At 45.5% G+C, this 12239-nt stretch carries 13 protein-coding genes; 8 read left to right on the top strand and 5 right to left on the bottom strand.

The window, feature by feature from the left end:
* Positions 1-19 precede the first annotated feature (19 nt).
* The 5 genes from hpf (at position 20) to mgtE (ending at position 3481) form a co-directional block, all read left to right on the top strand.
* Positions 20-307, top strand: a complete 288-nt coding sequence (gene hpf / locus HUB64_RS13420; RefSeq protein ID WP_006083070.1) for a ribosome hibernation promoting factor — start codon at positions 20-22, stop codon at positions 305-307.
* A 2-nt stretch (positions 308-309) separates the two neighbouring features.
* Positions 310-753, top strand: a complete 444-nt coding sequence (gene ptsN / locus HUB64_RS13415) for a PTS IIA-like nitrogen regulatory protein PtsN (RefSeq protein ID WP_006083071.1) — start codon at positions 310-312, stop codon at positions 751-753.
* Positions 750-1604 (top strand): RNase adapter RapZ, encoded by an 855-nt coding sequence (rapZ, locus tag HUB64_RS13410; RefSeq protein WP_105251390.1) that lies wholly within the window; start codon positions 750-752, stop codon positions 1602-1604. The genes ptsN and rapZ overlap by 4 nt, the downstream gene beginning before the upstream one ends.
* Positions 1591-1866: an HPr family phosphocarrier protein gene (locus HUB64_RS13405; RefSeq protein ID WP_173497174.1), complete on the top strand. Its 276-nt coding sequence runs from the start codon at positions 1591-1593 to the stop codon at positions 1864-1866. The genes rapZ and HUB64_RS13405 overlap by 14 nt, the downstream gene beginning before the upstream one ends.
* Positions 1867-2116: 250 nt before the next feature.
* Positions 2117-3481 carry a magnesium transporter gene (mgtE, locus tag HUB64_RS13400; RefSeq protein WP_113939980.1) on the top strand — a complete coding sequence of 455 codons (1365 nt, stop codon included), beginning with the start codon at positions 2117-2119 and terminating at the stop codon, positions 3479-3481.
* 78 nt (positions 3482-3559) lie between these two features.
* On the opposite strand, the gene HUB64_RS13395 is transcribed toward mgtE, so the two are convergent.
* Together HUB64_RS13395 and HUB64_RS13390 are read right to left on the bottom strand one after the other, a co-directional pair.
* Positions 3560-4396 carry a molybdate ABC transporter substrate-binding protein gene (locus HUB64_RS13395; RefSeq protein WP_173497173.1) on the bottom strand — a complete coding sequence of 279 codons (837 nt, stop codon included), beginning with the start codon at positions 4394-4396 and terminating at the stop codon, positions 3560-3562.
* Positions 4397-4661: 265 nt separating this feature from the next.
* Positions 4662-5351 (bottom strand): OmpA family protein, encoded by a 690-nt coding sequence (locus tag HUB64_RS13390; protein ID WP_173497922.1) that lies wholly within the window; start codon positions 5349-5351, stop codon positions 4662-4664.
* A 672-nt stretch (positions 5352-6023) separates the two neighbouring features.
* Here HUB64_RS13390 and HUB64_RS13385 point away from each other — a divergent pair.
* Entirely contained in the window at positions 6024-6257 is a 234-nt protein-coding gene (locus tag HUB64_RS13385; RefSeq protein ID WP_106649408.1) for a transposase, read from the top strand.
* 738 nt (positions 6258-6995) lie between these two features.
* Here HUB64_RS13385 and HUB64_RS13380 read toward each other — a convergent pair.
* The gene (locus HUB64_RS13380) at positions 6996-7856 is read right to left on the bottom strand and encodes a PA4780 family RIO1-like protein kinase (RefSeq protein WP_173497172.1); all 861 of its coding nucleotides are present in this window, start codon (positions 7854-7856) and stop codon (positions 6996-6998) included.
* A gap of 335 nt (positions 7857-8191) precedes the next feature.
* Complete coding sequence (locus tag HUB64_RS13375) at positions 8192-8485, bottom strand: hypothetical protein (protein WP_254451419.1); 294 nt, start codon at positions 8483-8485, stop codon at positions 8192-8194.
* A 201-nt stretch (positions 8486-8686) separates the two neighbouring features.
* Between HUB64_RS13375 and HUB64_RS13370 the strand changes: the two genes are divergently transcribed.
* On the top strand, positions 8687-9235 hold the full coding sequence (locus tag HUB64_RS13370; RefSeq protein WP_113939984.1) for a DUF2799 domain-containing protein: 549 nt from the start codon (positions 8687-8689) through the stop codon (positions 9233-9235).
* A 54-nt stretch (positions 9236-9289) separates the two neighbouring features.
* Here the strand turns inward: HUB64_RS13370 and HUB64_RS13365 are convergent, their stop codons facing one another.
* Positions 9290-10048, bottom strand: coding sequence for a phosphatase PAP2 family protein (locus HUB64_RS13365; RefSeq protein WP_173497921.1), 759 nt, complete (start codon positions 10046-10048; stop codon positions 9290-9292).
* Between the two features lie 224 nt (positions 10049-10272).
* Here HUB64_RS13365 and HUB64_RS13360 point away from each other — a divergent pair, with 224 nt between their 5' ends.
* Positions 10273-12213 carry a GGDEF and EAL domain-containing protein gene (locus tag HUB64_RS13360; protein ID WP_173497170.1) on the top strand — a complete coding sequence of 647 codons (1941 nt, stop codon included), beginning with the start codon at positions 10273-10275 and terminating at the stop codon, positions 12211-12213.
* The last annotated feature ends 26 nt before the right edge of the window (positions 12214-12239 follow it).

The following is a 12239-nucleotide window of genomic DNA, read 5'->3' as shown; positions in this document are numbered from 1 at the left end:
GATATCGGAGGACGTTTCTATGCAAATAAACCTAAGTGGACACCATGTCGAAATTACCGAATCGTTACGTGCATATGTAGAAGAAAAGTTTTCAAAACTTGAACGCCATTTCGAACAGATCAATAATGTGCACGTTGTGCTCAATGTTGAGAAAATGCAACAGATTGCCGAAGCGAGAATAAACCTCATAGGTGGTGAAGTTTTTGCTACTTCAGAGCATGCTGACATGTATGCTGCTATAGACGCCCTGATTGACAAGCTTGACCGTCAGGTTATTAAACACAAAGAGAAGTTAACAAAACACTAATAATGGAACTTTGTACCATACTGCGGCCGGAGTGCACTACCTGCGCCACTCCGGGCAGCAAGAAAAAGGTACTGGAACTCATCAGCGACTTAGTCGCTGCCCAGTACCCGACCCTCTCATCTCAAGAGATATTCGAAAGCCTAGTGGCGCGCGAAAAGATGGGGAGCACAGGTATAGGTAACGGCATCGCCATTCCACATGGTCGACTAGCCGATATAGATCAGCCCATTGCCATACTCATTAAGTGTGAAGAGCCGATAGCATTTGATGCTATCGATAAGCAACCTGTTGATATTTTATTTGCACTACTGGTGCCTGCAGACCAATGTCAGCAGCACTTAAGTACCTTGTCTTGCATGGCCGAAAAGCTGAGCGACAAGCAAATATTAAAGCAATTACGCAAGACGCATGATGAAACGGAACTCTATCAGGTAATCACTGGATGAAACTGGTCATAGTGTCGGGCCGCTCAGGCTCAGGCAAATCTGTCGCCCTTAGGGTACTCGAAGATCTCGGCTATTATTGTGTCGATAACCTTCCTTTGCCATTGATTGGCAGTTTGCTTGAGCAACTCAAAGGCAGTAACGATCTCGTCGCCATCAGTGTCGACGTGCGTAACATGCCTGAGCAGGATAAGGTCTTAGTAAAACAACTCGCTAGCCTACCTCCAGATACTGAGTTAACGAGCTTCTTCCTTAACTCCAGCGATAAAATTCTGCTTAAGCGTTACAGCGAAACCCGCCGTTTGCATCCTTTGTCGAAGAGCCGAGTCTCTTTGCAAGAAGCGATAAAGCTGGAGGGAAAACTGCTCGAGCCTATGTCAAAACTGGTCGATCACTACATAGATACGTCGAATTTGAATATCTATGATTTAAGCGACCAAGTCAGACAAATTCTCCTTGGTAGTGTCGATAAAGAACTCGTGATCAACTTCGAGTCCTTTGGCTTTAAGCACGGAATGCCCACCGAAGCCGACTTTATGTTCGATGTGCGCTTCCTGCCCAATCCCCACTGGGAGTTGGCGCTGCGGCCATTGACTGGCTTAGATGAACCCGTAGCTGAGTTCTTAAATCGTCAACCACTGGTTAATAAGTTCATCTGGCAAATCGAAAACTTACTGGAGACTTGGCTGCCGCACCTCGAGCGTAACAATCGCAGTTATTTAACTGTGGCCATTGGCTGCACAGGTGGACAGCACAGATCCGTTTACGTCGCAGAGCAATTGGCCAAACGCTTTAGTAACGGTAAACATAAAGTTTATGCCCGTCATCGAGAGCTCAATAATGCCAAAGCTTGAACGTCAGATAACCATCTGTAATAAGCTCGGTTTACATGCCCGTGCCGCCACTAAGTTGGTGGTACTGGCTTCCGAGTTTGATGCGACCATCACCTTAATCCAAGGCGATAAACAAGCATCGGCCGCCAGTGTGCTTGGCTTGCTGATGCTTGAAACTGGCATGGGTAAAACCATCAGGCTTATCGCCGAAGGCCCAGATGCAGAGCCGGCTCTCGATGCCATTTGTGCCTTAATCGACGCTAAGTTTGACGAAGCCTGTTAGTTTCACTTCACACTAAGCACTTCATCGTTAGTTTCACTTCATGTCTAGTTTAAAAAACTTGCCATTCAGACATGGCAAAACATTTGTCGCTCGACGATACAAGCCACAGGCGATTACACTAGCGGTCATTGCGCTGGCCTTAACCTTACCTTAGCCGCCTTAATCTGTGTCATCGACTGACGCTTAGTCACCGCTAAATCCTAGCCCAACACTAAGATCTCAAACCAATTTGCCGCACAATGGAGGACAAATGCCCGTAGATAATGCAGAAAACGATCACACCGGACATAGTCTTGACCAGTTAAACCAAGCGCTTAGCAGCGGCATGTTCGTGCATGTGCGTAATATGCTGCAAAAAATGGCCGCCTCAGATATCGCGCTGATCTTAGAATCATCACCGCCAAGTGCCAGACAAGTATTGTGGCAGCTCATCGATCAGGAACAAATAGGCGACATACTCGATGAGTTGAGTGAAGAACTCAAAGACCCACTGATCCGCAGCATGAGCCCTGAGCGAGTCGCGAAAGCGACAGCAAGCATGGACACCGACGATCTCGCCTATATTCTGCGAAGTCTTCCCGACGCCGTTTACAAACAAGTGTTGCAGTCGATGACGGAGCAAAATCGCCTGAGGGTAGAACAAGCCCTATCTTATCCAGATGAGACCGCCGGCAGCTTGATGAACACAGATACTGTCACCCTAAGACCCGATGTGAATATCGATGTGGTGCTGCGCTATCTTCGGCAAAGGGGCAACCTACCCGACACCACAGATACCTTATATGTGGTCGACAAACAGGACAAAGTCCTTGGCGGTGTTAGGCTGGCAGATCTGCTGACTTGCGCGCCAAGCACCACAATTCGCAATATCATGGATCCCAATATTCAAAGTATTCCGGTGAGCATGTCCGACAGCGAAGTCGCGCAGAAATTCGAACGCAATGATTGGGTATCGGCACCTGTCGTCGACAGTGATGGTAAGCTACTCGGGCGTATCACAATCGATGACGTAGTCGATGTTATCCGCGAAGATGCTGAACATTCCATGATGGGTATGGCGGGGATGGACGGAGATGAAGATACCTTTGGTCCAGTGCTAAAAAGTACCCTACGTCGCTCGCTCTGGCTCACGATTAACTTATTCGCCGCCCTGCTCGCATCGTCGGTCAGCAATATGTTTGAAGGCACTATTGAGCAATTTGCCACTATCGCCATCCTAATGACGATTGTCCCTAGCATGGGCGGTGTTGCCGGTAATCAGACCTTAGCCCTCGTGATCCGTGGTATTGCTTTAGGCCATATCGGCCAAAGCAACGCCCGCTGGCTTATCGGTAAAGAGCTATCTATTGGTTTTCTCAATGGCTTGATGTGGTCTATTTTAGTCTTTGTCGCCGTGTGGCTATGGAAGGATGATATGGCACTGGCGGGATTAATTGGTAGCGCTATGCTGATCAATATGACAGTAGCTGGGCTTGCAGGTGCGAGTATTCCATTGATTTTAAAACGACTTAAAATCGATCCTGCCCTCGCTGGCGGTATGGTGCTCACCACAGTCACTGACGTGGTTGGCCTGTTCGCCTTCCTCGGGTTAGCGACGCTCTACCTGATGAACTAACGCTTTAACAGTTTAAGCTAACCACAGAACGGCACTCCAAAGGTGCCGTTTTTTATCCCACTGGAAAACTAAAGAAGGCTATTTTGCCGGAGGTTGAAAACCATAACTGCTCAGAATCGCTTGGCCTTTTGTCGATAGAATAAACTCGGCTAACGGCTTAGCGGCAGTATTAGCGCCTTGCAAAACCAGTAAACCATAGTCGGCACCCACGGCGAGTTCCTGCGGTAAGTCTATGATTTGTAAACTCGGCACTTCTTTTTTAGCCAGCACAGCATTAGTGCAATAGGTTAAAAAGATATCCGCTTGCTTGTTTTCCATCACCCAGCCATAGGGGTTGCGATCTTTAGGCGGTTTAACGCTCTCAGGGCCGCCCGTCAGTTGTAATGCCTTGGTCTCTAACGCGGCTTTCGCATTGGGTTTTACCGCTTCGGCCTTAGCAAAAACGGCCCAGGCATAATCACCCGCGGGGTCGGCTTTCGGGGTTGAGGTGCCGACTTTAACCTTAGGATCTAACAAGGTATCGAGTAACGTCGCACTCGTCACCTGAACTGTGTCTTGAGCAACAGCGCAGAGTTGATTACGGGCAAACATTTGCACCGCTTCGCCCTGACCCGAATCCACTAATGCCTGTGGATGTTTCATATTCGCCGAGGCAAAGATATCGACTTTCTCGCCCTCTTGAATGCGCTTTAACAATAAACCTGAGGGCGCATATTGCGCTACAACACTTATTTGCGACTGTGCTTGATAAGCAGCAATAATATCACTCATCGCAGCCTTTAAACTGCCTGCGGCGCGCAGTTCTATCGGCGCGGCTCCTGTGGTCACTTCGGCTTTCATCGGCACTCCTTGTACAGCAGTCACCATGATGACAGGACTTAAACTCAAGGCTACTAACACATTTTTGCTTATCATAGTCATATTCTCCTTTAGGCACTAAAAGTCATTCTTGTGACTTATTCCCATACAGAACGTGAAATCGATAAAGGGATCAAGCTGAACTCATCCCAAGGTAATTAGCAGTGATATGTTTGTGCTGCAGGTCACTCAAGGTGCGCTTCACAAAGGACAAATTGTCTAATTGAAGCACGGCAAGCTAATCACTCAATTAGCCCACCACTGAAAACAAAAAAGTCGCCCCAGGCGACTTTTTCAGCGAGAACTTTGTACTTAGACCAGACTATTTACCCGTTGGTATTAGTACGATCTCAACGCGGCGGTTTTGTGCTCGGCCATTTGCATTGGCATTTGATGCAATAGGACTCGCTTCACCCATACCTTTTGATTTTACACGGGCAGAGGCAACGCCTTTATTCATCAAGTAATTACCCACTTCGCTAGCCCGGACCTGTGACAGACGTAAATTGTAAGAGTCTGAACCACTGCTGTCGGTATAACCTAATATGTTGAGCTGCGTTTTGCTGTATTCCTTGGCCACAACCGCCACTGAATTCAGCACACGTTTAGCACCGTCGCTTAACTCGGTTTGATCTACGCCGAAGGTCACTTCATTAGGCATATTCAAAATGATGTTATCGCCGTTACGGGTCACACTCACGCCCGTTGAGGCTAATTGTTGGCGTAATTTAGTCTCTTGCACATCCATGTAATAACCAATACCACCACCGACTGCAGCGCCCGATGCAGCACCAATTAAGGCACCTTTACCGCGGTCGCTCTTGCTCGAAGATACCACCCCAATTGCGGCACCCGCGACTGCACCAATCAACGCGCCACTGGTCGCTTTAGCGGTTTGTTCTTCGTTTGAATAGGGATTGATTGTTGTACAACCCGATGCAACTAGCGCGGTCGTCAATACCACTATGGCTAACAGGGATGGTTTAGATTGCACTGCCTGAAAACACTTCATCATTTATAACCTCTTTATATGATTGATGACTGTGAATACCGCTCAAAAGGGCAAGAAATATCACGTCCATTAGGTAATACGAATGACCTAGGGATTGCCACAAAGCAGGCAGTATATAAGCAATTGCGCTGGAGACAATCCTTTATCCATCTTCAATTATGCTAATCCAGATTTTAGTCAGCAAAGATACAGATTTCGGGCTTCAATCATGGCTTGTACCAGCCAATTAAATATCAAGTCTATGGCACCGAAATAGTGCACCTTGCACCTTTATTGGCAGCACTAAAAAATAACGCCGTTTTAATCGAAGGCGCAATCCAATGATTTAAAAGGTTAAAATAAAAATTAGAATATTGGCACGAATTTTACATACTACTAAGTGAGTAGACAGTCAGACGCGGTAAACATCGCCGAAAACTAGAGTCGACTTCAACAGGATTAATCCAAATTAAATGGACCTATCGAGACAGAAAATGGGCTCGAGTATTTAGGGTCATGAAGGAGGAAGTATGAAAAAGGTCATGAACTTTATCGCACTATGTCGCCACGAATGGATTTGTCTGCGCCATCTAGGTCTGAGCCAGTGGGATTTAGAACAGCGTCACTATCATCAATAAAAGGCAACGCAAACGGTCATATTTTGGTTCGAAGGCAGTAAAAGAGGGAACGCTCATGGGAATCGCAGAAAATAGTCTCAAGCTACATGTTATCACCGAGGTTAAAGTACAAGGTCGCTTACTGTCGGATGTTGCACGTCAATACGGTTTATCTGCCAAGGCAGTCTACCAATGGGTGCGAGAAAGCGATCTGCAACCCCAGCAAAGAGAATGCGCATTAATGAGTGAGATTGCCCAGCTACAGAAAAAAATTAAACAGCTCAATCAAGAGCTACGCACGATAGGTTAAGTGCTGCATGGCAATTGAGTGCCTGTACAACAAGCTAAACGTGCCCGAATAGACAAGGCCGGACGAGATTGCATATCGCCCTGCTGATAACGCTAACGATGTAAAAGATGTGCTAACAACAATAATAACAGCGCCCTTTTTAGTCCGGCCTTGTCGTCCAAATTGATGAACCCAGCGAAGATTGGGAAATAGTATTAACAGCAACAAACGGATAGGGACAATGCAAAAGTTTCGGCAAGACTAGGGAGGGAGTTATCTCCCCCAAGATCAAATATGTGAATTGTGCTCCCCCAAGTCATGAACATATTTCTCTCTCTGGCCTTGTCATTTTATTCACAGGATCAATGATGATCCAGCACTGCAATGAGTGTAGTGCGCCAAGGAAGGCCGTGATTGGTATTACATAGATTGACTGAAGAGTGACCAAGGTTTCGGCAAGGATTGAGGGAGTTGTCTTCCCCAAAGATTAAATATGTGAATTGTGCTCCCCCAAGTCATGAACATATTTCTCTCTCAACTCTTGTCCTTTTATCACACTGTTCGATGATTGCTAGCTTGTTTGTAGCAACAAGGATGGCCCCAGCTTCCATCGGGGATTAAGCCAAGGATTGGCTAACGCCAAAAATTAAATAACAATAATAAAATCAATAACAAAAATAATAATTTCACTTAATTTTTAGCATAAAAAAGACGCTACTTTGAGCGTCTTTTTTATGGGTGAAAAACAACGACTGACGATTAATAGTCTTCTTCGTTTGCCTCTTGGATCCGCTGCTTACGCTCTTGCGCCTCTTCAAAGGCTGCTTGGATTTCTTCCAAGACCGCACTAACATCGGCTTCAACCAGCACTTCGGTAAACTCACCCGTTAATGGCGTTTCAGGCTTCAATTCACCGGCTTCAAACAAGGCCCAAATTTCTTTGGCGTATTGTGTTTTTAGCAGCTCAGGAGCATACAAACCATAGTATTGAGTCATGTTATTCACATCACGCGCTAACATCCATTTGGCATGGTTATTCGCCGCGGCATCGACCGCCTGAGGCAAATCGATAATCACTGGCCCTTCACTGTCAACTAACACGTTAAACTCAGACAAGTCACCGTGCACTAACCCAGCACAGAGCATACGTTTGACATAGGTCATCACCAACGCATGATCCTTCAAGGCTTTTTCTGCCGACATACTAACATCGTTTAATCTCGGCGCGACATTGCCCTCGGCATCCGTCACTAACTCCATCAGCAACACGCCATCGAAACAACCATAAGGCTTTGGCACACGCACACCCGCATTCGCTAAACGGTAAAGTGCTTCAACTTCAGCATTTTGCCAAGCTTCTTCCTGCTGATCACGGCCAAATTTAGACCCTTTTTCCATCGCGCGCGCGCGACGACTGTTACGGACTTTTCGGCCTTCTTGATATAACACAGCTTGCTTAAAACTGCGCTTGTCCGCTTCTTTATAGACTTTGGCACAGCGGATATCATCACCACTGCGTACAACGTACACAGTCGCTTCTTTACCGCTCATTAACTGGCTAATGACCTCATCGACCAGTCCTTCATCAACCAGGGGTTGGATTCGTTTCGGAGTTTTCATAGCGCCCTTATACCTTACTTAGGCATGATATGGAATACTGCGGGCAAATCTTCATACAAAAGCGGTCTCCAGCGGAAGTTTGATGAATATAGTTTAGGATTGTTAAACGAATTTTAAGTAAAAACTAATGCACTTGCGTGTTAAACACAATACCAGATTTACTCAGCGCTTTGGCAAAGAAAGAGACTGAAAATACCACTTTAACTAAAAGAATATTCTTTTATGCTCACCCCAATAAAACCAGACTCAAAACAACAAGCCATATTCCACGGCGAATATGCCAATCCAAGCCAGTTGAAATAATACCCAGAGCTAAATTGGTGCAGGAACTTAACTCAAACAAACAAGGCAATCACACTGCCCACAGTCGCCGCCGCTTTCAATATTTGGCCTGCACTGTAATAAGTGTCGTTTGAACTCTTAACGTCATCTACATCATCCGCACTAGGCTCAGGTATTTTACTCGTTGCATTGCCATCAAAACTGACCTCAGCTTTGGGAGCCGCCAGCCCTAATGCACCATAGGTAAAGGATTTAAGTCCACTTGGCTCGGCAGTATCAAGGGATTGATGAGACGACTTAACTGCCGGTAATGAAGCAGAATACACAGATGAAATATGTGAAATCATAGCGAGCACCAAAGCAGACATTTAAAGTGTTAACCACAAACTAACACAATATCAGCTGGTTATCATGCATTCATCCGCTAAACTGTGATGGATTCTGCCCAACAAAACGCATCTATGACCGTATAAACGGCGGTATATATAGCTAGATCTCCCCCATAAGAGCCTTTATCCTAAACGCCACAACATATAGAGAACTTATCCATGCACTATCCCAGCATTTTCCTCGCACTTTCAGTCTTATCCCTGACTCAATGCAGCAGCTTATCTATTGAAGAATGCGCCAATAGTGATTGGTTTGCCCTTGGGCTTGCCGATGGCAACCGTGGGACAAGTTCTGGGCAATTAAATCAATATCAAAAAGATTGTCGTGAATTTAATCTCAGTGTCGATACCGCGCAATGGAAACAAGGATACCAGCAAGGGTTAGCCAGTTACTGCGTGCCAGAAAATGGCTACCGCGTAGGCTTAGCGGGAGAAAGTTATTATGGGGTTTGCAGTAATAACCAGTTTGTTGAGCGCTATAACCAAGGCCATCAACAATACCTGACCAACAAACGTTTAACTGAGATTGCCGACCGCTTAAATACCATAGAGAGAGAAATAAGCAGTCTTGATGGCAAGATCAATAATCTCACCGACAAGGCTGACTTATTGAAACAGAAAAACAGCCTACTCAACGAAAAAAACCAACTGTTAGATGAAAGATCTCGCCTACGCAGACCAGATATGCGCTTCGAATTTAGATTTTAAGCCATAAAAAACACTGAACCCAATAAGGACTCAGGGCTTTAGCTTCGCAGCTCGTTATTTTTGCGGTATTCCACTACTTGTAACCTTGAACATTTGACCCAAAGCGACCAATTTAGACTTTCTAAACGCAGGCGAGCGCAGAAAAAACACATAGTAGAGTAGGCTAGCGGACGTCCATGCTATGGCTAAACTCCATAAATCATGACTCAAGAAGTGGGCGCCGCGTAACTCTTGGCCAATGCCAAATACTAGGCCCAAACTCAAACCAAAGATTAATCCAAACTTAGCTAAATGCGGGCGATACTCACGCAGCACGTAATACAAGGCAACCCAAGCAAACCCGCCGCTGGCATGGCCACCAGGGAAACATTGACCAAACTCAGCACTTTTAGGTAAACGAGAAAACAAGGAGGTATGTATCATCTGGCCGCCAAACTCAATCACATCCCACGGGCAGGTCATGTGAGTAACGCTCTTGCCAATTCGGACCAGCAACACACTCGCCAATACGCTACTAAATAGGTAAATCAGGCCCTTGCGGTACGGTTTTACCCTGTCACTTCGAAAACTAAAGGCAATGCCGACTACGACACTCACCGCCAGCAAGATGACAAAGTTACGCCCAGTGACATGCAGTAAATCTTCGGTCAACCAATATCCTCTCAATGGCCAAGAGTCGATACCTCCTTGCCAATGAAATAACAAAGTCGCGACTTTCATATCAGCGTGAGTCCATTCAAGCCCCACTATGATCACTGCAAACACTAAAAGCGGCGTAATTAAATGCCCCTTAGCAAAATCCATAAATGTCATCATAACTTTATCTTTCAAATAGTTATTCACTAATAAATCCAAAAATCAGAACATTTAGTGTTAGAGTACCGTTGAATTCTTACCTAACACTTAAGAGATTTAACAGCGCAGCATTTAAGATAGAACCGAGATTTTGCAGTAACTAAATTTATCGAAAAGACTCACATCATGAGTAAAAAGACTATAGTTTATGAATAGTATCGCGCCTCTAGGACTGAGCATTCATGCCATACAACCTCGCCATTAACCAGTCTCAAAAAGATCGTTTATTTGCCGACATTGCTATCGACACAGACAAAATCGTTGTTCCCCAAGAAATGGTTGATAACTGGCAACAAACCTTAGATTTACTCTCTGAATTAGTCGACACTCCCGCCGCTTTGATCATGCGTGTCCATCAAACCGATATTGAGGTCTTTACCTCGAGCCGCACCCAAGGTAATCCCTATAAAAAACATGATAAAGACAGTTTAGGCCACGGACTTTACTGCGAAACAGTGATCAAAGAAGGTAAGGAACTCCACATTCCTAATGCCCTAAAGGATAAAAACTGGGACAAAAATCCTGACATTAAACTCGGCATGATCGCATACTGTGGTTTACCTTTACGTTGGCCAGATGGCAGTGCCTTTGGCACTATCTGCATGCTCGATAGCCAAGAGCATAATTACCGCCAATCTTTTCGCAGCTTACTCGCTCGGTTTCAAAATGGTATCGAAGCTAACCTAGTCACCCTTTATCAACAGGCTAAGCTACAACTGTACAATCAGCAGCTAGAGCAAAAAGTACAACAGCGCACCCATGAACTCGCCGAACTTAGCGGCAAGCTCATCAAAGAAATCGAAAACCGCACCTCCACCGAAACCTCACTGGAATACCATAAAAGCTACGATCCACTCACGGGATTACCCAACCGCATCAATTTGATTAATAGTCTGTCGATCATGCTCGAAAAAGTGAATCGCAAAGAAAAGATTTCAGTACTCTATCTTGGGCTGCGTAATTTCAAATCCATCAACGACAGTTATGGTTACCTGATTGGCGATAAAATTCTCACTATTCTCAGCCAACGTTTACAGCACTATACCGATGAAAACACCTTTATCGCCCGCATCGCTGGCGCCGAATTTGTGATTATTCAAGCCCACAAACCTTCGAATAACGAAACCAATAAACTCATCAATAAAGTGCTTAACTGCTGTAATACCCCCTTTGGTGTGGCTGATTTTGTAATCACGATTCCCTCGAGCATGGGCATAGCACAAGCGCCTATGGATGGTATCGATGCCGCCATCCTGCTGCAAAAAGCCGGAGCGGCCATGACGATCAGCAAGGCTGATGGCTCAACTCACAGCTTCTTTAATCAAGATACGCAAGCCGCTTTAAACCTACGCTATCAACTGGAATCCCACTTGGTCGATGCACTGAACAAGAACGAGTTAAGCCTGCATTACCAACCCTTTATTAACTTAAAGACGAAGCAAGTGATTGGTGCCGAAGCCCTGCTGCGCTGGCATAATCCCATCCTTGGCAATGTCGCCCCAGACAGATTCATCGCCTTAGCTGAACGTAATGGCCAGATTATCGATATTGGCAATTTTGTATTGCATACCGCACTGTCTCAGGCGGCAAAATGGTGTCGCGAGGTAGGCCAAGAGTTTAAAATCGCCATCAATATTTCCCCTTTGCAAATGCGCAATCCCCGCTTTAGCGAACACATAGCCGACTTACTCACCCTTTATCAATTGCCCCCCACCGCCTTAGAACTTGAAATTACCGAAGGCATGCTGATGCAGGATGAACACATTGCCCACAATGCCATCCAAAAACTACAAGAACTCGGTATCCGCATCTCCCTAGATGATTTTGGCACAGGCTACTCATCCTTAAGTTATCTACAAAAATACTCTTTCGACACCTTAAAAATCGATCGCTGCTTTATTAGTAAACTCGAAGAAAACGAACAAAATAGAGAGTTAACCAAGGCAATTATTGCCATTGGTAAGAAACTGGACTTGGAAGTGATCGCCGAAGGCGTAGAAACCCTAGAACAAGATGCCTTTATTCGTCACGAGGAATGCGACTTAGGCCAAGGCTACCTCTACGGTAAACCCATTACCGCAACACAGTTTGAGCAGGCATTTATCCATAAAAAAGAGCATTAAGTTCATCCTTAATGCTCTTTTATTTC

It is taken from the genome of Shewanella sp. ISTPL2, from assembly GCF_013283205.1.
GTDB lineage: Bacteria > Pseudomonadota > Gammaproteobacteria > Enterobacterales > Shewanellaceae > Shewanella > Shewanella oncorhynchi.
This window is presented reverse-complemented; position numbering and strand designations above follow the sequence as displayed.